General features: G+C 40.8%; 22 protein-coding genes and 1 pseudogene. 14 read left to right on the top strand and 9 right to left on the bottom strand.

Annotated elements, in window-relative coordinates; translation table 11 throughout:
* Window positions 1-125 precede the first annotated feature (125 nt).
* Together JWG44_RS06395 and JWG44_RS06390 are read right to left on the bottom strand one after the other, a co-directional pair.
* Window positions 126-1328 (bottom strand): aminotransferase-like domain-containing protein, encoded by a 1203-nt coding sequence (locus JWG44_RS06395; protein ID WP_205274139.1) that lies wholly within the window; start codon window positions 1326-1328, stop codon window positions 126-128.
* On the bottom strand, window positions 1325-2107 hold the full coding sequence (locus tag JWG44_RS06390) for a PhzF family phenazine biosynthesis protein (RefSeq protein ID WP_205274138.1): 783 nt from the start codon (window positions 2105-2107) through the stop codon (window positions 1325-1327). The genes JWG44_RS06395 and JWG44_RS06390 overlap by 4 nt, the downstream gene beginning before the upstream one ends.
* 68 nt (window positions 2108-2175) lie before the next feature.
* Between JWG44_RS06390 and JWG44_RS06385 the strand changes: the two genes are divergently transcribed.
* A complete protein-coding gene (locus tag JWG44_RS06385) occupies window positions 2176-3609 on the top strand; it encodes an aminotransferase-like domain-containing protein (RefSeq protein WP_205274137.1) in 1434 nt (477 codons plus the stop codon).
* An 85-nt stretch (window positions 3610-3694) separates the two neighbouring features.
* On the top strand, window positions 3695-3976 hold the full coding sequence (locus tag JWG44_RS06380; protein WP_205274136.1) for an acyltransferase family protein: 282 nt from the start codon (window positions 3695-3697) through the stop codon (window positions 3974-3976).
* Window positions 3977-4009: 33 nt separating this feature from the next.
* Here JWG44_RS06380 and purF read toward each other — a convergent pair whose 3' ends face one another.
* On the bottom strand, window positions 4010-5482 hold the full coding sequence (gene purF, locus JWG44_RS06375) for an amidophosphoribosyltransferase (protein WP_118966814.1): 1473 nt from the start codon (window positions 5480-5482) through the stop codon (window positions 4010-4012).
* 41 nt (window positions 5483-5523) lie between these two features.
* On the opposite strand from purF, the gene JWG44_RS06370 reads away from it, so the two are divergent.
* From JWG44_RS06370 to JWG44_RS06315, 12 genes and pseudogenes are all read left to right on the top strand, one after another.
* Window positions 5524-6690, top strand: a complete 1167-nt coding sequence (locus JWG44_RS06370) for a ribonuclease D (RefSeq protein ID WP_205274135.1) — start codon at window positions 5524-5526, stop codon at window positions 6688-6690.
* A 32-nt stretch (window positions 6691-6722) separates the two neighbouring features.
* A complete protein-coding gene (locus tag JWG44_RS06365) occupies window positions 6723-7397 on the top strand; it encodes an NUDIX hydrolase (RefSeq protein WP_205274134.1) in 675 nt (224 codons plus the stop codon).
* A gap of 294 nt (window positions 7398-7691) precedes the next feature.
* The gene (locus tag JWG44_RS06360) at window positions 7692-7868 is read left to right on the top strand and encodes an LIMLP_16695 family PerRB-regulated protein (protein ID WP_118966818.1); all 177 of its coding nucleotides are present in this window, start codon (window positions 7692-7694) and stop codon (window positions 7866-7868) included.
* Window positions 7865-8257 (top strand): annotated as a pseudogene (locus tag JWG44_RS06355) (hypothetical protein). Before JWG44_RS06360 ends, JWG44_RS06355 begins: the two are co-directional and overlap by 4 nt.
* Complete coding sequence (locus JWG44_RS06350; protein ID WP_205274133.1) at window positions 8254-8853, top strand: RNA polymerase sigma factor; 600 nt, start codon at window positions 8254-8256, stop codon at window positions 8851-8853. Before JWG44_RS06355 ends, JWG44_RS06350 begins: the two are co-directional and overlap by 4 nt.
* Window positions 8837-9235, top strand: a complete 399-nt coding sequence (locus tag JWG44_RS06345) for a hypothetical protein (RefSeq protein ID WP_205274132.1) — start codon at window positions 8837-8839, stop codon at window positions 9233-9235. Before JWG44_RS06350 ends, JWG44_RS06345 begins: the two co-directional genes overlap by 17 nt.
* Window positions 9232-9666: a hypothetical protein gene (locus tag JWG44_RS06340; RefSeq protein ID WP_205274131.1), complete on the top strand. Its 435-nt coding sequence runs from the start codon at window positions 9232-9234 to the stop codon at window positions 9664-9666. Before JWG44_RS06345 ends, JWG44_RS06340 begins: the two co-directional genes overlap by 4 nt.
* A 232-nt stretch (window positions 9667-9898) precedes the next feature.
* The gene (locus tag JWG44_RS06335; RefSeq protein WP_205274130.1) at window positions 9899-10603 is read left to right on the top strand and encodes a response regulator; all 705 of its coding nucleotides are present in this window, start codon (window positions 9899-9901) and stop codon (window positions 10601-10603) included.
* Window positions 10593-11984, top strand: coding sequence for a HAMP domain-containing sensor histidine kinase (locus JWG44_RS06330; protein WP_205274129.1), 1392 nt, complete (start codon window positions 10593-10595; stop codon window positions 11982-11984). Before JWG44_RS06335 ends, JWG44_RS06330 begins: the two co-directional genes overlap by 11 nt.
* 73 nt (window positions 11985-12057) lie before the next feature.
* Window positions 12058-13209 carry a bifunctional glutamate N-acetyltransferase/amino-acid acetyltransferase ArgJ gene (argJ, locus tag JWG44_RS06325; RefSeq protein ID WP_205274357.1) on the top strand — a complete coding sequence of 384 codons (1152 nt, stop codon included), beginning with the start codon at window positions 12058-12060 and terminating at the stop codon, window positions 13207-13209.
* A complete protein-coding gene (locus JWG44_RS06320; RefSeq protein ID WP_205274128.1) occupies window positions 13190-14494 on the top strand; it encodes a hypothetical protein in 1305 nt (434 codons plus the stop codon). Before argJ ends, JWG44_RS06320 begins: the two co-directional genes overlap by 20 nt.
* Window positions 14491-16863, top strand: a complete 2373-nt coding sequence (locus tag JWG44_RS06315) for a SpoIIE family protein phosphatase (protein WP_205274127.1) — start codon at window positions 14491-14493, stop codon at window positions 16861-16863. The genes JWG44_RS06320 and JWG44_RS06315 overlap by 4 nt, the downstream gene beginning before the upstream one ends.
* 367 nt (window positions 16864-17230) lie before the next feature.
* Here the strand turns inward: JWG44_RS06315 and JWG44_RS06310 are convergent, their stop codons facing one another.
* The 6 genes from JWG44_RS06310 to JWG44_RS06285 all read right to left on the bottom strand — a co-directional run bounded on the left by JWG44_RS06310 (window position 17231) and on the right by JWG44_RS06285 (window position 22243).
* Complete coding sequence (locus JWG44_RS06310; RefSeq protein WP_205274126.1) at window positions 17231-17926, bottom strand: hypothetical protein; 696 nt, start codon at window positions 17924-17926, stop codon at window positions 17231-17233.
* A 1-nt stretch (window position 17927) separates the two neighbouring features.
* Window positions 17928-19061 (bottom strand): suppressor of fused domain protein, encoded by a 1134-nt coding sequence (locus JWG44_RS06305; protein ID WP_205274125.1) that lies wholly within the window; start codon window positions 19059-19061, stop codon window positions 17928-17930.
* Entirely contained in the window at window positions 19058-19312 is a 255-nt protein-coding gene (locus JWG44_RS06300) for a hypothetical protein (protein ID WP_205274124.1), read from the bottom strand. Before JWG44_RS06300 ends, JWG44_RS06305 begins: the two co-directional genes overlap by 4 nt.
* A 545-nt stretch (window positions 19313-19857) precedes the next feature.
* Window positions 19858-20088, bottom strand: coding sequence for a hypothetical protein (locus JWG44_RS06295; protein ID WP_205274123.1), 231 nt, complete (start codon window positions 20086-20088; stop codon window positions 19858-19860).
* Window positions 20089-20164: 76 nt separating this feature from the next.
* Complete coding sequence (locus tag JWG44_RS06290; RefSeq protein ID WP_205274356.1) at window positions 20165-20467, bottom strand: hypothetical protein; 303 nt, start codon at window positions 20465-20467, stop codon at window positions 20165-20167.
* A gap of 252 nt (window positions 20468-20719) precedes the next feature.
* A complete protein-coding gene (locus JWG44_RS06285; protein ID WP_205274122.1) occupies window positions 20720-22243 on the bottom strand; it encodes a thiolase C-terminal domain-containing protein in 1524 nt (507 codons plus the stop codon).
* Between the last annotated feature and the right edge of the window lie 36 nt (window positions 22244-22279).

The following is a 22279-nucleotide window of genomic DNA, read 5'->3' as shown; positions in this document are numbered from 1 at the left end:
GCGCCCCGGTCTTTCTTCCCCTGAGAAATCCGTCAACAGGAGACAAGTGGAATCAGTCTTCTCCTTTATCCATCGATCGTAATCCGGCAAAAGTTTGAGTGTCTGGAGTAAATCATACTTTTCTACTAAACTGAAATCGTCGAAAGTTTCCGAGTCGATTCCCCAATTCTTCGAATTCCTTCCTCAATCGTTTCGATCGAAGAATGTGAGAAGTTGATTCTCATCGTATTTAATTCCGGCTCGCCCGTATAAAACGGATTTCCCGGAACAAAGGCAACGTTATTTGCAATGGAGCTTTCGAAAAGTTTCATCGAGTTCAAATCGTTTTTTAATCTCAACCAGAAAAACATTCCCCCTTTAGGAGCCACCCAATCCGCAAATTCGACCATATACCGATTCAAAGCGATTTCCATACTTTCTTTTTTCAGTCTATAAGAATTTCGAATTCTATCGATTTGCAAATCCAGATCGTGATGAATAAGATATTCGTCCAATATAATCTGCGAAAGAATATTAGAGTGAAGATCGCTCGCCTGTTTTGCGATCAGGAGTTTGTCTATAATTTCTTTCGGAGCGCAGACCCAACCGACTCGAAATCCGGGAGACAGAGTTTTGGAAAAAGTACCGAGACTGATCGTTAGTTCGGGATAAAACGATTGGAGACTTGGAAGCGTCTCATTTTCGAAACGGATTTCTCCGTAAGGATTGTCCTCTATGAGAATACAATTTTCCCTTCTCAAAATTTCGGATATCGTCCTTCTTTTTTCAATCGAAAGAGTTTTTCCGGTCGGGTTCTGAAACGTAGGATTGGAATAAAGAAATTTCGGATTCGTATTAGAAAGAGTTTTTTCTAATACGACAGTGTCCAAACCGTCGTCTTCCAAAGGAATTCCAATCACAAAAGGTTCATAGAGAGAAAACGCCTGAATCGCGCCCAAATATCCTGGGCGTTCTATCAAAATCGGATCTCCCGGGTTGATAAAAATTTTTCCGATCAGATCAAGCGCTTGCTGAGATCCTGTCGTGATCAGAATATTCTCCGGACTCAACCCCGAATACTTAATATTTTTATAATATCTTTCATATATTTTTTCTCGGAGAGGGATATAACCTTCCGAAATTCCGTATTGAAGCAATCGAGAGCCGTGTTTTTGAAACGCCAACTCGGAAGCGTGTTTTAATTCTTCTAAAGGAAACAGCGCCGGATCGGGTTGTCCTCCGGCAAAAGAAATAATTTCAGGATGCGAAGTTACTTTTAGAATCTCACGAATAAACGATCGATTTGATTTTAAAATTCTATCCGAAAAGAAAAATTCGTTTCCGTTCATATATCGATCCAACCTTCCAAATACGGAACACAGGTTCCTCCGATCCGAACTCGATCTCCTAAATCTTCGCAGAATAACTTGCCGCCTCTTCGCGAAGCTTGATAGGCGTTTAGATTTTTTTTGTTCAATCTTTCGGACCAAAAAGGAATCAGGGAACAATGGGAAGAACCTGTGACGGGATCTTCGTACAATCCGGCGGCGGGCGCAAAGAATCGAGATAAAAAATCAAAATCTTTACCGGGACAGGTCGCGATAATACCCAGAGTCTCCAAATTTTTCGCGACCTCCGCTTTATAAGAAAGTTCGCGCAGATCATTTTCATTCTCATAAACTAAAAGATAATCTCTGGCCTTCCAAACCTCCAAAGGAAGAATCGAAAATGAATTTAGAATTTCTTTCGGAGTTTCATTTATGCGGATCGGTTTACGCGAAGGAAAGTCCAAATAAAGTATATTCTTTTTTTTGAATACTGATAATTCGCCCGAAAGAGATTGAAAGCGAACGAAGTCCTCCTTTACGATTCCCTTGTCGAAAAGATAAAAGGCTGTCGCCAGAGTGGCGTGACCGCAAAGATCCACTTCTTGTTCCGGAGTAAACCAACGAATCCTAAATGAATCTCCTTCGGGAACAAAGAACACGGTCTCGCTTAGGTTGTTTTCAAATGCGATGTTTTGCATTTGATCTTCGGAGATCCAATTTTCCAAAGGACAAAGGGCAGCCGGGTTCCCTTGGAATACTTTTTCGGCAAAGGCGTCGATTTGAAGAATTTTTAATCTCATAAAAAATGATTTCCTTCGATGATACTCTATGTTATAACAAATTTAAACCAATCATAACAGATACAGAAATGAACATTTCAACCAGTACAGATCAAAATTCTAAATATGAGTCCATCGCCCTTTCTCTCAAATCGATGCTTGAAGCAGGAGTTCTAAAAGCGGGCGATAAATTACCTTCTTTGCGGAAAGTTTCAGTAGAAAGCAAAGTCAGCATCTCGACCGTTTTAATGGCCTATGAACTTTTGGAAAACGAAGGTTATATCGAATCCAGGCCGAAATCAGGTTACGTCGTTCTTTCTAGAAAAATGGGAACCAAGGTTCCTACGATGCCCAAAAAGCCCAAACTCGTTTCTTCCTTCGGGATCGACGAAAGAATTTCTTCTCTTTTAGATTCATTACAAAATCCTAATATTCTCCAGTTGGGAACCGCAATTCCTGAAAGGGATTTTTTGCCGATCCCGTCGCTACATAAAAACTTAAAAAAGGCAATTCTGATAGCCGATAGCCATAACTATCAGAATTCTCAAGGTTATCCGGGACTTCGAAAACAATTGTCTATACGGTCCTCTCTTCAAGGAATTGCGAGCCACGAATCCGAGATCATCGTAACAAACGGCTGTCAAGATGCATTGAATCTTTGTATCCAAGTTTTGACGAAGCCGGGTGATTTGATCGCGGTCGAATCTCCGGTTTATTTCGGAATTCTTCAAAGCGTTCAAAGATTAGGAAGAAAGGTTTTGGAAATCCCCGCGGATCCGATCCATGGAATGAGTCTTCCACATTTAGATGATGCTTTGAACAAATATTCGATTCAATGTATCGTCTTAAATCCGAACTTTCAAAATCCGACCGGCAGTCTTTTATCCAATGAGAATAAAAAGATCATCGTCGAACTTTGTTCGAATAAAAACATACCAATCATCGAAGACGATATTTACGGCGATCTTTTCTTTACTTCTTCCCGCCCGTTGTCTTTAAAGTCCTTTGACAAAAAGGAGATTGTGTATAAGATTTCCTCTTATTCTAAAATTATTTCTCCCGATTTGAGAATCGGTTGGATTCTTCCCGGAAAAAAGGGCGCGGAACTTCAAAAAGAATTAAAACTTTCCAGACTGGCGCTCCCAAGCATTCCGCAAATTGCGCTCTGCGAATATCTCAAAACTTCCTTTGAAAGAAATATAAAAATTCTTCGAAGAGATCTTTCTTCCAATCTTGCAAAAATTAGGGAATCCGTACTGAAATTTTTTCCGGAACCCACATCCATTTCCAATCCGCAAGGTGGTCTGGTATTTTGGATCGAACTTCCGGATAAAGTGGATAGTCTTCTTTTACAAAACGAAGCGTGGAAACACAACATCTCGATCGCACCGGGCCCTATTTTTTCGGGTACGGGAAATTTTAGAAACTTCCTAAGGTTGAGCGGTGGAATTCGTTTAACGCCGAAGGTGGAAGAAAAAATAAAAACGTTAGGCAAGTTGGTCGCGCAATTGAAGAAATCCTAATAAACGGCAAATTCTAAAACGACATTCGACCTTAGAACACACGCTTAGCTACCATATCGTCTTTATTCTTCTTACGATCTCGGCGATGATTCCTGCGAGCCCCGTTTATAAGTTTTTCTCTTCTTTTTTATTCAGACCGGTTTCCGGATTGAGTTACACGATTTATCTTTGGCACGGAATCTTAGCGATTCGATTTGTGAGAAAGGGAATGGATAATCTCAGTTGGTCCGGATTCTTTTCGATCTATGAGGTAGTTTGTCTAAAGATTTTTATCTCTTGTTGGATTCTTTATCTTATTATCGAGAGGCCGTTTCACTATCTCAAAGTGAAAATAGACAAAGAACACCCTACCGCGGATAAAGTTTAATGAAAGTTGGGCTTTGGAAAAAGAAAAAGCCGTTTAGTAAACGGCTCTTTCCTCCACTTGATATTCTTTAAAAAGACTTTTCTGATTTCCCAACTCGCTCTGGAATTCTACCGGATACTGTGACGTAAAACAAGCATTGCAGAAACCGCCGCCCTTGTGATCGATCACCGCGCGATTCATAGATTCGACGGAAAGATAAGCGATACTGTCCACTCTGAGATACTTACGAATTTCTTCGATCGTATGCGTCGCGGCGATCAGTTCGTTGTGAGTCGGAATATCGATTCCATAATAACAAGGAGAAACCGTAGGAGGCGCGGAAACACGAAGATGAATTTCCTTCGCACCGGCATTGCGAATCATCTTGATGATTTTTCTGCTCGTGGTTCCTCTCATGATAGAATCGTCGACAACGATGACTCTTTTTCCTTCCACGACGTTTCGCACAACGTTGTATTTGATCTTGGCTCCAAAGTCTCGGATCTTTTGATCCGGTTCGATAAAGGTTCGACCGATGTAATGAGAGCGAATCAATCCCGATTGATAAGAAATACCCGATTCTTCCGCATAACCCAAAGCCGCTATACTCGCAGAATCCGGAACTGGAATGACCACATCGGCTTCCACCGGCAATTCTCTGGCTAAGAATCTTCCTAAATTCTTACGTACCTTATAGACGGATTCTCCAAAAATATTGGAATCCGGTCTTGCAAAGTAGATATATTCGAAAATACAAAGACTCGGGGTAGCTTTTGGAAACGGATAATAAGAACTTACCCCGTTCTTATCCACTACGATCATTTCCCCGGGTTCGACATCCCTTTCATATTTCGTATCGGTGATATCAAAAGCGCAGGTTTCGGACGCGAAAACGATAGCCCCGTCTTCCCTGCGCCCCATCACCAGCGGACGAAAACCGTTCGGATCCCGAACCGCAATCAGTTGGGATTTGGTAAGAATTACGAGCGAATACGCACCACGCACCTTTTTGAGGGCCGTCGAAAGAGCGGAAAGAAAATCAGTCTCTCCGGAACGGGCCATCAGGTGAACGATGACTTCGGAGTCGATCGTGGTTTGAAAGATGCTTCCTTCCTTTTCGAGCTGGCTTCGAAGCTCCCAGGAATTTACTAGATTTCCATTGTGGGCGAGGGAAACCGGGCCGAGATGCGATTCGACCCGAAGAGGCTGGGCGTTTCGTAAAAAGCTGGCCCCCGTTGTTGAATAACGATTGTGACCGATGGCGGAATTGCCCTGAAGTTCCTTCAGTTTTGTCTCGGTAAATATATTGGCAACCAAACCCATCCCCGCATATCTGTAAAGATGCTCCCCGTCCGAGGAAACAATCCCGCTGGATTCCTGCCCTCGGTGTTGCATCGAGTAGAGACCTAAATATGTAAAATTAGAAGCTTCCGGTGCGTTGAAAATACCAAATATCGCGCATTCATCTTTTGGTTTGTCATCCTGGGCTTGTCTTCTTACTCTGGATTTATCGGGAATTGAGCTCATTCTCTGCCTTCTTAAGCTTAAAATCTCAGGTCGCGTTTTTCATGCAAATAAATTCCGATTACATCGTCGTAGATACACTTCGAAGCCTACAACTAGTCCTCATCAATTTGGGTCAGGCTGACTCGATCTCCATAGATACGGAGTCCTCTGGTTATTATACTTATTTTTCCAGAGTCTGTCTGATTCAAATTTCCGCAAAAGGAAAAAATTACATCATCGATCCGTTAAAGTTACAAAACTTAGAGGGTCTGGGCGCGCTGTTTGAAGAAGAAAAAATTCTAAAAATTTTCCATTCTGCAATCGATGATATCAAAGCTCTCAAAAAAGACTTCGGTTTTAAATTTAAGAATATCGCGGATACCGGATTCAGTTCTCGGCTTTTGGATCACGAGCAGTATTCCTTAACTCATCTTGTCGATTATTATCATAAAATAAAGCTATCGAAGAAGGAACAGAAGTCTAACTGGGAAAAACGGCCTCTCGAAAAAAGCCAGCTTCAGTATGCCGCTTTGGATACGGTCTATCTGGAGACGATTTGGGAAAAAATGAGAGAGGAACTTGTCAAAAGAAATCTTTTCGAAGAAGCTCTTTCCGAATTTGAAAAGATCGCGACGGAAGAAGCCGGTTCGGAAGGAAATTCCATTTCCTTGGATAAGTTTCCGGAAATCTTAGAATTCAGCGCAGACGAGAGAAGATTTATCTACGACACTTTGGTTTTTCGAGACGATAAGTCTCGAAAATTGAATAAAGCTCCGTTTCGAGTTTTTAACAACGAGAAAGTCGTTCTTCTTATGAAGAACAGAAGAGATATGGCGAAGTTAACGGAAGTCCTCGGAAAAAAGGACGCGGAAACTCTCTTTCATATCTACGCGAATCCGAGCGGGCCGCCGATTCAAAAATCGGAACTTTTTAAAAAACCCGGTGAAAATCTCACAAACGAAGAAGGGGAAAGATTCAAACGTTTGAGAATCTGGAGAGAAACGATCATGTCCATTCGAAGAATGAGTCACCAGATGATGCCTTCCAATAAAATGATCGCCGAACTAGCGCAGAGAAATCCAAAAAACTTGGACGAACTGAGAGAAATGAATTTATTCTCCGAATGGAAAGTCATTCACTACGGCCCATCCATTTTGGCCGCGCTGGAGAATGTTCCTTACGAATCGAATCTCAAAGGATTGATTCCGATCAATAAAAAGTTCGTCTAAGGAATATTCAATTTTTTGAATGCAGGTTCGAAATGAAATTCGATTTTCAAACGCTGAAAGACAAACTTGCAATTCCTCAAGAAAGTTTTAACGGAATTCCGGCGCCTCCCTTGGTCGGAGAAGAAAAAACAAGGGCTTCTTCGGTTATACTTCCCATATACGAAAAAACGAACCTGCTTCAAGGGATCATTCTTCAAAAAAGAAATTCGAATCTAAAAGCCCATCCCGGACAGATTTCTTTTCCGGGAGGAGCTCATTCTTCCGATGATAAAAATCTTTTGGAAACCGCACTTAGAGAATGGGAAGAAGAAATGGGAGAGTCCAGTTCCGTCCTCGAGGTTCTGGGAGAATATCCGGGACTTTATACTCATACTGGATTTCACATTTCTCCATTCATAGCGCGTTATAACGGATCGTTTCAGTTCCGTCCTAATCCGGAAGAAGTAGAACGATCTATTTTATTGGATCTCGATCGATTGGAAACGGCCCCGTTTTATTCGATCCGAATTCGAAGATCCGGTGCTAAAGAGTTGGAAATCTATTATTTCGACCTGGAAGAAGGATTACTCTGGGGGGCTACGGGAAGAATTATCGTAAATTTTCTCAGAGAACACGCAGAATTCGATCGTGAACCCATCCAAGTCGAACCAAACTTAGGATTTCCTCCTTTTTTTGATCCGATTCGTAAATTCTCTAAAAAAAGTTAAAAAGACTTTTTTTTCTTCATCTAGATCTCCGTCTGAAAATTGTGGATAAGAACTTGTCCCTTACACGGGACAAAATTTTCGTCGTCACTTGAAGTGTATCGAATTGAGTTCTCAGCGGGACCAAAATAAAATTCACTTTCGAATTACGCTGTAGAATTCCGTAGAAAAACGACGGAGCTTTCCCTTCTTCCATGGAAAGTAAATCGGACCCGGGAAGAAGTTGTAAATTATTCGATGGAATTTTTGAATCTGCCGATAATTTAATCGGACATAATCTAAAAGGAGGTAAAAACGATGAAAATACTCAAAAACTTATTTCAAACTGAAATTCGGAACTCTTTCCTAAAAGAAAGTTTTCAAGAAGAAGAATGGTATCAATCTCTGATCAATCGCCCGGGCATTGAAGAAAGGTTTCCTTATTTCAAGACCAAAGCGGAAAATAGAAAAACTACTACTGCCATTGTAAGATGAACCCAGAAGAAAAAGCAAAATTACTACAAACGCTGGACTTGATTCTGAAACACCTTCAGGATCAAAATGCCAGTTCCGGATCGGAATAAAAAGTTGTACTTTATTCTGTACCCATCTTTGGAATCGTATTTGGATGCGCTTTGTTGTTTTTTGTTTTTTATTGGTGGTATAGACAACGGATCGAGATCATCAAAGCGGGGCTTTACAAAAAAGAGTCCTTCGATCTTAGAACCTATTCTTTTTTCTTAGGATTGATTCTCACTTTTGTAGGAATCGCCCTTTCTATCGGATTTATTTCCGTATTAGGACAATCACTCGCAATGCTCGGCGGACTCGTTCCCCTCGGAACCGGGTTGGGATTACTCTGCTATTATAAATATTCTCGATGAGGGAAAATCTTCCCATTGTATGCAAACCGGAAGACTGGGATTGCATTCAAAAAGTCCTGCAAGGGGATTTTAATTCTTTCGAACAATTGATGAACCGGTATCAAGGACTGGTTTACTCTCAAGCGATCAAAGCCTTTCGAAACGAAACCGAGGCCGAAGATTTCACGCAGGATATTTTTCTAAAAGCCTTTGAGAGTTTGTCCACTTTCCAAGGGCGTTCGCAATTCTCCACTTGGTTGTTTACCATAGCTCGAAATGAAATCATCAGAAGATACCGGAAGGAACACCCTGAAATTTCAGGCTTGGACGCTCTGATTCTGGCGGAAAATGAAAAGGAGAAAAAAAAAGAAATCTCTTCCGAACAAGAGAACAAACTTTTAAACCAAGAGAGCTCCGAAAAGATCAGAACCCTTGTGGAAAACCTTCCGGATGTTTATCGAAAACCGATAGCGCTCCACTATTTCGAGAATATGTCCTATAAAGAAATTTCGAAAAAATTAAACTTGAAAATGAATACTCTAAAGAGTTATATTTTCAGGGGAAAAGAAATCATGAGGGATTGGTTGAATAAGGAAGAGAATGAAAAACAAGAATAATTCACCTTCCCAGTTTTTACCTCCCGAGCCCGTTCCTCCCGACCTCGAGGAAAGACTGCATTTTTTTGAGGGAGAACCTGCTAACACTTCCGAGAACACGATCGTACCTCCCGATTTAAAAAGAAGGGTGATGCTTCATATCATTCCCGTACGTCATATTAAGATTATCTTATCCGGTCTCTTTCTTTTGGGATTTTCTCCCCTTACGGTTCTCTTCTTTATCGATAAAGAATTTCTGATTGAAACAGGATTATTGCCTTTGATTTTAGTAACGAGCAGCATTCTCTTTTGTGTTTTCGCGATACTGGCGGGAATCTATCTTGTCCATTATAGAAATCCATACACTAAAGAATGGAAAAACAAATTAGGATTTTTTGAATGAACCCAACTACGTTAAAAACTTCGATCTTGACACTTCTTATTTTTCTGATATTCAATCCGATTCAGACCGCTTTTGCGGATAAAGTTTCCTCCGATTCCAAACCCGTAATGGGAGCAAGGGAATACCTAAATGCGGAATTAGACCAAGTATTTCCGTTGATTCAAAAGATGAAAAAAGAAGAGGCCGCCGTGCTCATCACTCAAATTCGGGAAGAATCCAAAAAAGAGTGGGCGAACGCGGATAAGTTTTACTTTCTAATTTCTCATCTGGAAGCGATCAAAGCGATCGAAGAAGAACAGGAAAGACTCAAAAGTCTCAACCAAGTCTATCTTATCGGCTCACTCCTACTCGGAGGTTTTTTGGTTTTTTCAATTTTCCGTCAAAGAGCTTTGATTCGTAAGATAAATTCACAATTGGGTGAGAAAGATTAATTTTTGTTTTCTCTCTGTCATCCAATTGTTTGATGAGAATCGATTTTCTGTAGTTTGTAATTTTTTCGTATTCTAATTGTAACGAATTTCTGGAATATTAGAACTATAAACTTTGCGCGGTGAAATAGACAATCTGTCCACATCGTTCAGAATCTTACAATTTTAGAATTTTTCGAAAAACGAAAGTCAAGTTGTAAGACAACTGTAAAGCCGGCAAAAAAGAATAGGACTCATGAAAAACCAATCAGGGAACCCGGGACAAAAAGTCCTCGTTGTAGACGATGAGGAAGACATAGCCGAATTGATCCGATTACATCTTGAGGAAAACGGCTACCAAGTAGACACGTGCCAAAACGGACTGGAAGTTCTTCCCAAACTCGAAAAAAATACTCCCGACTTAGTCATTCTTGATTTGATGTTACCCGGCATCGGCGGAATGGATCTTTGTAAAAGAATCAAAGAAAAATATTCCATGCCGATCATCATGGTCACCGCGAAGTCCGGAGAAACGGAAGCGGTTCTCGGATTAGAACTCGGCGCCGACGATTACGTTCGTAAACCCTTCAGCACAAGAGAATTGATCGCGAGAGTCCGTTCCGTTTTAAGAAGAACAAAAGACTCCGAGGAAGAAGAACAGTTCGAAGGAAATATCACGATCGGAAATATTTTCCTCAATCTGAAAGCGCACAAAGCCTTTATCAACAATGCCGAAGTCGACTTAACTTTGATCGAATATAAAATTCTAAATCTTTTTATGACCAATCCCGGCGTGGCGTTTACAAGAGACAAATTACTGGATCGGGTTTGGGGAAAAGATATTTACGTTACCGACAGAGCGGTCGACGTAAATATTAAGAGATTACGCGATAAACTCGGGGATGAAAAAGAAAGACTCGAGACTATTCGCGGAATCGGCTATAGATTCAATGAGGCGTAGTTTATTTTCAAAACTCCTCCTTAGCAACTGGTTGCTTCTCCTCGTGCTTCTTGTTGCGGCGGGGGCGGTTCTTTTTATCGAAAAATTCGTTCCTCCCGATTTTAAAATTCTCCTTTTTTCCTTTTACGTTTTGTTTGCGATGTTCGGAACGTTTTATATGTCCTACTCGATCGCAAAAAGCGTTTCGGAACCTCTGGACAGAATCGAAAAAAAGACCGGAGACATCAACGCAGGCGACTTCGGCTCCGAACTGGCGCTTCCAGACATTCGCGAACTTGCCGATTTAGCTTCTTCCATAAATTTGATGTCGACAAGACTCAAAAATCAATTCGTGGACCTTACGATCGAAAAAGAAAAATTCGATTCGGTTCTACAGAATTTAAAGGAAGGCGTTTTCGCTATCGATCCCGAAAACGCATCCATTCTTTTTCAAAACAAAAGTGTTCCCGGTTCTCTGATAGAACCGAACTCCAGATCCAGAAAGGTCGCCGACGCGACGAGGGATCATAGACTTTTAGAATTCGTAAACTCCCATCTGAAAGGTTCCGGCGATTCTAAAATGGAAATCGACCTAGGGCAAAACTTCTACGCGATCAAGATGTATCCCTTGAGAACCAACGGTAAAATTTTGATGTTTATCGGCGTTATCCGAAACATCACGGAAGAAAAACAATCTCATATCATCCGCGAACAATTTGTTCAGAATGCGTCCCACGAACTCAAAACACCGATCACGTCCATCAAGGGTTATACGGAAACGTTACTCGATCGTCTCAAATTATCACCGGAAAGCCACGAAAAAAGATTCTTAGACGCGATTTCGAGAAACACCGATCGAATGGTTCGTATCGTGGAAGACATGCTGACGATTACAAGAATCGAAAATCAAACTAAGATTTCGGGTGATGAGGAATTCTCCCTTAAGTCTCTAGTGGAAAATTTAAGTTATACCGTCGAAGGTGTCATCTCTTCCAAAGGCCAAAAATTCGCAGTCGATATGAACGAATCTCTGATGATTTTTGCGGACTGGGTTCTTTTGGAACATATGCTTTTGAATCTGATTTCAAACGCTTCTTCCTATTCTCCCGATGGAAAAACGATCACTCTCAAAATTATTCCGATCAAACCGGATCAGGTTCAGTTCCAAGTCATCGACCAAGGAATCGGAATTCAAGACGAAGACAAAAGCCGCATTTTCGAAAGATTCTTTCGCGTGGATAAGAATCGCTCCAGAAAGGAAGGCGGGACCGGCCTCGGTCTTTCCATCGTAAAACACATAGTTCGCCTTCATCACGGTTCCGTGAAAGTTTTCGACAATCCCGAAGGTGGAACCATTTTTTCAGTTACCATCCCGATCCGTTATCAGCCGGAAGTTTCCTGAATTCTTCTTTCCCGTAGGAAGAATTTTCCAAATATAGATCCCAATAGACACGTTGAGGGATCTTATAATGACCATGCCAAAAGGTTTTTCATCCTTTGGAATTAATATCGGAATCAAAGATGCTACGAAGGACTTCGGAGTCGTTTATTCGGAAGTTCCTTGTAAGGCGACCGCCGTTTTTACTAAGAATAACTTTCCGGGCGCCCCCGTCATAGTCGGAAAGGAACACATTCAATCCGGTTTTCTTCAGGCCATCGTGATCAACTCTAAAAACTCCAATGTTGCAACGGGCGAGAAAGGTATTGAGAATTCTAGGGAAATTTGTAAATCCATCGGAGAATCGCTCGGCATTTCTGAAAAACTCGTCCTTCCTTCCTCCACCGGAGTTATAGGAGTCCCTCTAAAAATGGAAGTCATCCTTCCCGCTTGTAAAAAAACAAAAGAACTTTTGAAACCCGGAAATTTGGAAGAAGTAGCGGAAGCCATCATGACGACTGATACTCGGAAAAAAATTTCTTTCCGAAAAATTAAAACGAAATCGGGAGAAGGTGTTATTTACGGATTTGCGAAAGGCGCCGGAATGATCGAGCCGAATATGGCGACAATGCTTTGTTATATTCTTTCCGACGTTTCTCTTCCGGAAAATACGGATCTTTATTCGTTGTTAAAAACTTCGGTCGATCAGAGTTTCAATTGTCTAACGATCGATTCCGATACTTCGACTTCGGATACGGTCGCTCTACTTTGTAACGGACTCGCCGGAGAAACCTCCGTGGAAGATTTTTCAAACGCCCTCTTAGAAATCTGCACCGATCTTACAAAACTCATCGCAATCGACGGAGAAGGCGCGACCAAGCTGATCGAACTTTCGGTCATCGGCGCTAAGAATGAAAACCAAGCGAGAAAGATCGGAAAATCCATTCTCAATTCTCCACTCGTAAAAACCGCTATTTACGGCGGAGATCCGAACTGGGGACGTTTGGTCATGGCAGTAGGCAAGGTTTTTGACGAACCGATTCCTTTTGAAAGTTTGGAAATTTATTTCGGGTCCTTACCGGTCAAAGGAGCCGGCCCTGAAACTTTGAAAAAGCTTTCCGAATATTTAAAAAATAATACTGAAATTTCCTTAAATGTAGTATTGAATGTTGGAGCAACTTCCATGAAATTCTGGGGTTGCGATCTTACCGAAAAATATATCGAAGAGAATGCTTACTATACTACCTGATAGCGAAAATAACCAACCCGGATTTAAAGAAACATTTCGTTCCCTCGTGACGGACTACTATCTTATCTCCGGGATCATCAATCTATTCTCAAAGGGAATCTCCATTCTTATAGCACTAGGGCTTTATTTTTTTATTCTTTCTACGATTCCCACCGCGATCGAATATTACATGGAAGTAAGTCTTTTATCAACGCTTGTGTTTGCGGTTTTTGTAATATTCCCTCTTCAGGAAAAACTTAGCGGCAAACTAAAATCCATTTTAATCTCGGAATATCTAAGCGACGATCCCCGTTCCTCCAGAATGGCATACAGAAGATTCGATCACGACGGATTGATCAAAAACGTTTTTCCCGATTTGGTTCGTTTAACCGAAAGTAACTACGGTAAACTTGCGTTACTCAATAACGATCTCAGAACCTTCGAACTTTATACGTATGCGAAAAAAAAACAAAGAAAAGTCATTACTCACGATGGAATCAATCCGGAGGCTAAACTTCTAAAATATATTTTAAATAAGAAGAACGGCGCAATGATCGGAGAACCGGATCAGAATCACGAAATCAACGAAGACTTCGTCAGCCTAAGAGCAAATTTCATTCTCCCGTTTGTTTACAGAGAAACTCTTTTCGGTTTTCTTGCGGTTTCCAATATTCCGAAGGATTCCGTTCGCCAAGATTTAAGTTTCCTTTCCGGAAAATGCGGAATCGCGGTACACAATCACATTCTTTCATCCCAAGTCGCTGAAAACAAAAAGTATAGAAAGGAATTGGAAACCGCCGGTAAGATCAGAAAATTCTTAGAAGCCGGGGAACCGCCGATGATCGGAAATATTCGGACCGAAATTCTTTCCAGAGAACCCGGAGAACTCGTCGAATTCTTAAATGCGGATGGTGAAGAAACGTATTTCGTAATCTTAAAATTAGGAGTAACGAATCAGGTTTCCGTTTTGGTTCTCTGCTATATATTAGGAATTCTTTATTCTGCAAGAACATCCAAATCCCTTCAAAGTTTGAATTATATAAAAAACCTCGTGGAATCCTATCTCAAAGAAATCACCTGGAACGAAGAATACGATCTTTTAGTAGGAGTCGTTCGAAGAACCGAAAGTACGATCTCTCTCAGGAGTTCTGGAAAAAATTTCAAAGTACATAGAAATTCCAATTTTGGTAAGAATCTTTTATCAATCGGCTGGGAAATCGAAGAAGAAATCGGAAACGATCCTTTGATTCTAACGTGGAAAACTCGACCTATGATTTCTTTTTATGATCTGAGGTTTCCTACGTGAGAAATATTCTTTTACTCTTTATTTCTCTAATACTACTCAGTTTTGCGTTGCTCGTCGGAGTGTTACAGACCTCGTCCGAAAGTCTACGGCCGCCTTTCTATTATTATCCGAACGGCACCATCATTCAAACCAACGAAGAGTTTCCGGGTATCCTCGGTAAAAAAGTGGATCTTCTCGAATTGGAGATCGCCGTGAAGATGGCAGAGTCCGGGCAATCGTATGAAAACGGAATTCACGTCTATGATAAGGGGGTGAGTGAAACAATTCCGGTAATTCTCGCGCCGAAGTCGGATTATTCCGTACTGAAGGATTTTACCCGAGACATTTTGATTTCGTTGATCTATCTTTCCGTTGCGATTTGGTTTTTCATTTACACAAGGGATCTTTATATGCTGCTACTCTTCGGATCCTTGTCTTGTTTGAGTCTATTTAATTTTTTCCTAGTCGGGTTTCACGAATTTCATTTCTTATTTTTCTTCTTTTTATATTTTACCGCCTTCGTAATTTTCAATATTTCCTTTCGATTGAGGGGAAAGGAATTGCCGACGCGCTGGTTTGCGCCCGAACTCATATTTTCTCTCATCGCCGGCTTTGTAGGAAGGTCTCAAAAGGCGGATCCTCATATTTTCGGGATTCTCGCAACCAACGGAGTCTATTTTATTCTTCTTTGTTCGGTGATTTGTATTTTCTTTTTGATTTTGGATTCGATTCGAAACTTGTTTCCTCTTCAGAGTCTATTTAAGAAACTCAGTTTGATCCTCGCCTTCAGCGCGATCTCCATTCTTCCCTTTGTCTCCGTAGAATTTTCGGACTTAATTTCGCCTTATTTATCCAAAGCGCTGATTCTTTTTGCTTTTTTAGTTTTTCCGGTTCTTATTATCTATGGAACGTTTACATATTCAATCGTTCCCGTCCAAATCGCATTTAGCTCCTCGCTCACGTCGATGTATCTGATTTTAATACTTGCAGGAGGATATCTTTTCCTTTCGGGTGCGTTTTTTAAATTTAATCCGATCGCCGCGGATAAATATCTGGAAGAATTCAATATTCTTTTTCTTTCGATAAGCATTTATACTCTGAGTTCTTTGAATCGAAGACTTTCAAATCTCGTCGATACTTGGAGTTTTAAGAGGAATCAAAAACTACACTCGGCTCTTGAAAAAGTTTCAGCGATGATCAGCGCTCCGATTTCGATGAGAGCGACGATCAACAGTCTTATGAGAAAGGTTTCCGAAGCATTGGACATCGGCAAAGTCCTTGTTTTGATTCCCGCCGATAAATTCCCGAGGACGGATCTTAGGAATATCAATTTTATAAGAATCTCTTCCAATTCCGAGATTTGGCAGTATTTCGCCGCAAATACGGAAGTTACTGTGACCACTCACCTCGCGTACGGACTCGGTATCAGGGAATCGGTCTATAAATTTCTGCAAAACTCTGGAATACAACTAACGTATCCGATTTTCAACTATTCAAAGGGAAAAGAAGTCCTCGGAGTCTTTCTTGTGGGAGAAAAGAACAATCGGAGGAATTTTAATCTTGGAGAACTTCATTTTCTAAAAGAATGTACGAGAATGGCCTCTATGTTGTTGCAAAACTACGCGTTACTAGCGGAAGAAGTCGAAAAAAAAAGAATCGTTCGTGATCTCAATATGGCCGCGATCATCGATAAGACCCTTCACGTAGCGGAAGGCGGATCGATCAAGGGAACAAAGATCGGATTCTTCTCGATTCCCGCGGTTGGAATCTCCGGAGACTACTTAGACATTCAAAAATTGAATACAAATCGAATGTTGTTGGCTTTAGGAGACGTTTCCGGTCATGGATTGGGAACGGGATACCTTGTAAGTGCGATCAGAGGCATCATTCAGAATCAAATCCGTAAAAAATCGGACTTATCCACCATTTTCAAAGTGATCAACTCGTTTCTAATCGAACGATATCGAGGAAGCGAGTTTATGACTTTTATCTGCGGAGAATACAATTCTCAAGAGGAAACCTTTAAATATATCAACGCGGGTCACTCTTCTCCGATTTGTATTCGGAAAAACGGAAAAATAGAATTGAGAACCGAGACACAAAGAGTTCTCGGAGTTTTACCTACCGAATATAAACACTTAACGATACCGATTTATCCAGGTGATAAATTAATTTTATTCACCGATGGCATCACTGAAACGTTCAATGAGAATGAAGAAATCTTCGGAGATGAGAATTTTTTAAATCTTTTGAAGAGTAATCATCATCTGAATCCGCAAGATCTTGCTGATCTTGTATTAAAAACGATTCAAGACTTTCGCGGAGTAAAAGATCCAAGCGATGATATATCTTTTATCTGCGTTGAAGTGAATGATAAACCGTCTTCATGAATCAAAAATGATGATGAGAAATAAATTTTAAAAAAAATTGTAAAATTTTATTAAAACACTTTACATTTTTATCTTGATCCATTAATTATGTCCCTAATCACGGCATTTAGAACTGAACAAAATTCAGAACTGATGTTAGTAACACGGAGGAAGAGTCAATGGTTGCAAAAAAGAAAGCAGCAAAGAAGGCAGCTAAGAAAAAAGTTGCTAAGAAAAAAGCAGCTAAAAAGAAAGTTGCGAAGAAGAAATAAGTAATCTCGCAACACACTTTCATTCTAAGAAGGGATGAAACTTTAAAACCCGCTTTTCGAAGCGGGTTTTTTCTTTTATACACATCAAATTGATCGTTCTAGATCGCTCTTTCGAGCTAAAATCCTAAAAATCCGGTAAGAAATATCATTTCGTCCTTCATCTCAGGCAGAATATCGCCATAAACTTTGATTTGTTTCGATTCGCCGTCCGCATTGATCTCGTAAAGACGATATTCTTGATTGGTTGCGGGTGATCTTTCTAGTTTGAAGAATCGAGTCGGCTTTTTTGAAAAGCGATTGTATAAGGTAAACTTATGATAATAGAAGCCGTCTTTTCCCGCATTGATCGGATATGGAATAAAATATTCGGCTCCCAACAACAGTGAATCCGACTTTACTACGATCATTCTTGTCCAAGTCGCAAGATTGATCGGATAATTTTCATCCAAGAAAGACTTCTTATATTTTTTTTCCCAGATCGAAAGGATTCTTTTGCGGGTTTCATCCGCTTGTTTGTGCCTCTGAAGTCCGTTTAAAGAAATTTCCAAGAGCGATAAGAGAGGAATTGTCTCATTTTTACCACTCTTGGATAGTTCTAGTTGAACTAACTTCTTCGAAGAATGAAAATCTTGATTATAAATCTCTTGCCAGATCTTTTCCTGCACTTCCGCGCTCAGTGGATCCGTACTTTCGGATAAAAGGGATAACGGAAGAGTCACCCATAACAATCCGAAACAAATCAACGTTAAAAGAAACGCCGACTGATTCGAATAACGTCTGATAGAAAGGATGATATCTTCCATGAGAAACATCTTAGATAAGCGATTGCCTTTCCGAGTCGTGAAACCAAGGAAATTTTTTTTCATCCCAGATCTGATGGAAAGATTGAATTCCGTCCTTCTGTGCGTATTCTTTTTCTTCTTCCGCAACCGGTAATAAGGATAAGAATCGAACTTGTCTTCCGTTTTCGGAAATCAAACCGGTCAAATCAGGAACATCCGTATTGGAAGGGAACGTTTGCAGATCTCGAAATAAAATCGAAGTGAAATTGAGATACAACGCTTCCGGATCTTTACGAGACATCGAAATCGTATGTCCGTTTCCGAACCATTTCGCCATATTCCATGGAAAACGAATCAACTCGCCGATGAGGTGAGGAACCCACGATTCCGATCTTTCTAAACCTTCAGAACCGATTTTAACAGCCAAGACGAGCTCGATGCGCGCGTAATCCTCGTAATCCTTATGAAAAAGTTCGACAGAGGGCATATTCTGCGCGCTCATACCGATTGTCGAATAAATCCAGAGATCGGGATTGATTGGCGAACGAAAACGAACGATTCCGAGTTGAGGATACTTTCCTCCGTCCGCAGACCAATATTTATCGTGTTTACCAAGTTTTGATTCTAAAAAATGAAGACGTTTCTCCTGGATTTCTTTCCAAGCGCCTTGTTTGGAACGAGCTTCCCAAAAATCACGAGAAGCTTGTACACGATCGGGAATCACACCGAACTCCGAATTCCCCAGAGGATAAGCGGTTAAAGAATCCACTTTTGCATGAATGGAATAACCGTGGAACCCTTTGATTCCGGACCAGGGAGGAAGAAACGCATACAACGTTTCCTTGTAAAAAAGGGCGACCCCGTCGCCTTCCTCCGTCCAAATAAAATAAATGTCCTTCTCTTCCAAGCCCGCATGAGGTTTAGAATCCAATACTTCCGCTTTCAGAAGAATAGGCGCTAAACCGTCGGAAAGATCTTCCCGATTTCTTTGCTCGGGCGCTTCCACACGATTACAGACCCAAACGGATTTGATTCCGAACTCGGGATTCTGTTCACCTTGAAGATAAAGATAAACCGTCCTTCCATCGTCTTCTAAAAACGCGGTGAAGGTTCCATAAGGATTGGCCTCTTGATAAATAACTTTTGGTTCCATCGTCCGATTCATTGAATAGGGATATCCACGATTCTTTTTTTAAACTTTTCGAGGAGAATTTGGATCGCAGCTTCGGATCTGTATTCGTTTAAAACTTCCGGCTGGTAAAACGAAGCATTGAGAAGTCCGGTTAGTTCGATTTCATTCCAGGTTTTAAAAGAATCTAAAACCATAACGACTTCTTCGGAGATCGGTTCCTGGTTTTTTTTGGAGCGGATAAAAGTTTCTACGGCTCGGGTCGGAGTCATCGGTTTCTTATACATGCTTTCCTCGGTCTTTAGACAAGGTTCTAGCGGAATAAGAATGTTTCAACTCTCTAAAGAAGCGATCCTATATGGAGAATCGGAAAAAGGGCGGGTTAAAAAAACGAAAAACCGGGTGCACAATCGCATTCCCGGTTCGAAATCACTCAAAAATTAACGATGGACGTATTGTTTAAGAGCGCGAATCGGAATTCGTTCCCGGGAAACCCTGGTTTTATACTGCTCAAAGAGAATTAAGAAGAGTAAGGTAATCAGAAATAAGTTTTCCATACTTACAGTTGACTACAAATCCTAAAAAAAATCGAATCTTTTTGGAAATTTTTTTCCAAAAGTTTTTTCCGGTGTTTTCTTTTTTTGGAAATAAATTGACTGTTTTTAAAAAAAAGGAAATATATTTTGGCACGCTTTTTTTCTTGGGAATGGAAGCAAATGAGCGAAAACATACGAATCGATTTATACGTTTCTGAATAGCGATTCGATTTTAAGAAATAAACGAACTCGAATGTAAAATTCTTCGAGAGAAATTCGAAACGTTTCGATCGTTTCTATTTCCCCTGAAGGATCTGCTTCGCCGCCGATTTGATCGAGTTTTTTAATTTCGTTCGACTGCCGGTTGAAAGCTTCGCCATAATTTCAATCGTCTTCACGAATTCCTCTGCGGCTAAATCTACCATATCCGAAAGACGGATGTCGTTTTTTTTTACGGAGGAAGATACGTGAGCTCGTTTTTTTTTCGGAGCCGCTTTTTGGACTTTGGTCTTTTTCTTTTGGACCATGATGAATTCCCCTCGGAAAAGAATGGTGGATACGGATTCTATGAATACAACGGATCGAATCCAGCAGAAAGTGAACTTACTCCAAAAATATTCCCATCACACGATAACAGTCCATTTTGCTCTCTGAAATTTCGATCACGGATCCGTCCGGACCGAATTCTTGCAATTTGATCTTTTCCGGAAATCCGGTTTTGGAGACAGAATCTGAAACAACAAAGAACGTGGAGTATTTTCGGAGATTCAGACAATTTTCGACCCTTCTTCCGTGAAGAAACATGGTTCCTTCTTGTTCATTGGAAGAATCAGGAATTAAAATCAAGTCCGATCCGTTAAAGATCCGAATCTGGCCCGTTTGTATATTCTCAGCCTTAATATGCATAGTTAGTTCGATCCGTTTCCTAAGCGAGCTGTCTCTCATCCATCCTTGGTTCGAATTAGCGAGTTTGTATTTGAAGAATGCTAAAAAATAACCAATACTGAAATCCGATGAATAACTTTCCACAATTGCATTTGAATTTAGAATCAGCTTTTCGATTTAGATCTCCTCAAAGAACAACACTCTTTTGACTGGTTTTTCTTTGCGGATTCTCGGAAAATGTACTGACTTATCATCTTGAAAATTTCTTTCAATTCAAGATAAAATTCCTTTCAAAAAACCGTTTTCACTTACGATTTTTAATTTCGAACGATCGATTTCCAGCAATTGGTCCGTTTTTAAGAGTTCTCCATTCTTATTATATGCATTTACCATTACATATCTTCCGGATTTCATTTTTACGAGCGCCAAAGAATAAGGAGCTTTTGTAAAAGAACCGGGGTTCATGTTGACCGTTGTAGAAGAAAAGACCGTACCGACCTCGTTTTCCTTTGCGCCGTTTTGATTCAAAAAGAGTTTAGGTCGTTTCGCCGATTTAGCTTTTAGTTTCGAAGGTTTGGAAGAGAAAATCGCAACCGAGTTGATGCTGTCCACACCTCCGTTTCCTCCCAATAGCGATTTTTCGGGCCGCGTAACTTTGATATTGGGCACTTCACGAGAATACAATCCATAGTGTGCGGCAAGATCAATGAGTCCGGTAGCCGCAGACATAGACATAGCGGCTTGGTAATTTAAAATTCCTCCCATTTCATTGATCTTAATTTTTTTCCCGTTTTTAAATTGCAGCTCTCCGTTTTTGAGAGTTTCTGCAACTTCTTTCTTCGATAATCCGAAATACTCGGAGGATTGAAGAATCACCATTCCCGTAAAACAATCATAGATCCAAGCGTAGTCGATGTCTTCTCTTTGAATTCCAGAGGAAGCGAATGCGATTTCACCGGCCAATCCTGCCGGTGTTGCAAAGTCGCCTTTCAGCATAAAGTATTCGGAATGGGCCGCGTGTCCCGCTCCGATGAGATACATCGGATCCAAGTCCTTTTTTAGTTTTCCTTGTGACTGTAGTTTTTTCGCTTTTTTTTCGGACATGAGCAAGGTTGCAAAACCGTGATCGGTAACGATCGCGATCATAGGAGTGGAATACGGATCTGCGATCGTTCGAGAAATTTGTTTTTCGGTAATCTCTTGCTGATAAACGCTCGCCCTTGGGTTGGAAATCGCATTGGATCGGAATTTTTTTGTGATCTCTTCCAGATCTTTTTGAGCGATGCCGTGTTCGAACATCATTCTTTTCATAAGAAGTCCGTACATAGCGATCAATGTCGCCCCGTAGTTGAGTTCAAAGATCGGATGACAAACCGTTTCGTTCAATCGTTTCAGATCGGAAACCTGTTTGAATGCGGATTTGGGTATGTCCGCAGCCGCTATCAAAATCACCGCCTCCGGATCGGATTGAAAAATGGTCCTAGCTTGTCCGATGGCGCCGGTCACGCTCGCACCGCCCAAATCTATCAAATGAGAACGAAAACCCGTATATCCTAGTTCATTGGCTATCCGTACACTATGTCCGTAACCGGACTTTCCCAAGGAAGCCGGTTCGATGCTGACAAAATCAGTAAGAATACTCTGAAGAAGTTCCGGCTTCATTTCTAAAAATTGTAAAAGATCGGATATTGACTTTTTATAATGTTCTAATACTTTTTTTTCGCCGGACCATTCCTTATATTCTTCCGGAAAATCGTTTGCGACCGAATCGCTAATGCCTAGTAAAACAGGATTCATGAATTTGCCTTTTGGGTTCTTTTTGATGCTTTTAAA

Source organism: Leptospira ainazelensis (genome assembly GCF_016918785.1).
Classification (GTDB): domain Bacteria; phylum Spirochaetota; class Leptospiria; order Leptospirales; family Leptospiraceae; genus Leptospira; species Leptospira ainazelensis.
Note: the sequence above shows the minus strand (reverse complement) of the source record. Positions and strands in the feature narration are given on the sequence as shown.

Coding starts and splice junctions, on each gene's coding strand:
- JWG44_RS06395 (WP_205274139.1), bottom strand. CDS start 1,328: ATGAACGGAAACGAATTTTTCTTTTCGGATAGAATTTTAAAATCAAAT.
- JWG44_RS06390 (WP_205274138.1), bottom strand. CDS start 2,107: ATGAGATTAAAAATTCTTCAAATCGACGCCTTTGCCGAAAAAGTATTC.
- JWG44_RS06385 (WP_205274137.1), top strand. CDS start 2,176: ATGAACATTTCAACCAGTACAGATCAAAATTCTAAATATGAGTCCATC.
- JWG44_RS06380 (WP_205274136.1), top strand. CDS start 3,695: ATGATTCCTGCGAGCCCCGTTTATAAGTTTTTCTCTTCTTTTTTATTC.
- purF (WP_118966814.1), bottom strand. CDS start 5,482: ATGAGCTCAATTCCCGATAAATCCAGAGTAAGAAGACAAGCCCAGGAT.
- JWG44_RS06370 (WP_205274135.1), top strand. CDS start 5,524: ATGCAAATAAATTCCGATTACATCGTCGTAGATACACTTCGAAGCCTA.
- JWG44_RS06365 (WP_205274134.1), top strand. CDS start 6,723: ATGAAATTCGATTTTCAAACGCTGAAAGACAAACTTGCAATTCCTCAA.
- JWG44_RS06360 (WP_118966818.1), top strand. CDS start 7,692: ATGAAAATACTCAAAAACTTATTTCAAACTGAAATTCGGAACTCTTTC.
- JWG44_RS06350 (WP_205274133.1), top strand. CDS start 8,254: ATGAGGGAAAATCTTCCCATTGTATGCAAACCGGAAGACTGGGATTGC.
- JWG44_RS06345 (WP_205274132.1), top strand. CDS start 8,837: ATGAAAAACAAGAATAATTCACCTTCCCAGTTTTTACCTCCCGAGCCC.
- JWG44_RS06340 (WP_205274131.1), top strand. CDS start 9,232: ATGAACCCAACTACGTTAAAAACTTCGATCTTGACACTTCTTATTTTT.
- JWG44_RS06335 (WP_205274130.1), top strand. CDS start 9,899: ATGAAAAACCAATCAGGGAACCCGGGACAAAAAGTCCTCGTTGTAGAC.
- JWG44_RS06330 (WP_205274129.1), top strand. CDS start 10,593: ATGAGGCGTAGTTTATTTTCAAAACTCCTCCTTAGCAACTGGTTGCTT.
- argJ (WP_205274357.1), top strand. CDS start 12,058: ATGCCAAAAGGTTTTTCATCCTTTGGAATTAATATCGGAATCAAAGAT.
- JWG44_RS06320 (WP_205274128.1), top strand. CDS start 13,190: ATGCTTACTATACTACCTGATAGCGAAAATAACCAACCCGGATTTAAA.
- JWG44_RS06310 (WP_205274126.1), bottom strand. CDS start 17,926: ATGTTTCTCATGGAAGATATCATCCTTTCTATCAGACGTTATTCGAAT.
- JWG44_RS06305 (WP_205274125.1), bottom strand. CDS start 19,061: ATGAATCGGACGATGGAACCAAAAGTTATTTATCAAGAGGCCAATCCT.
- JWG44_RS06300 (WP_205274124.1), bottom strand. CDS start 19,312: ATGTATAAGAAACCGATGACTCCGACCCGAGCCGTAGAAACTTTTATC.
- JWG44_RS06295 (WP_205274123.1), bottom strand. CDS start 20,088: ATGGTCCAAAAGAAAAAGACCAAAGTCCAAAAAGCGGCTCCGAAAAAA.
- JWG44_RS06290 (WP_205274356.1), bottom strand. CDS start 20,467: ATGCATATTAAGGCTGAGAATATACAAACGGGCCAGATTCGGATCTTT.
- JWG44_RS06285 (WP_205274122.1), bottom strand. CDS start 22,243: ATGAATCCTGTTTTACTAGGCATTAGCGATTCGGTCGCAAACGATTTT.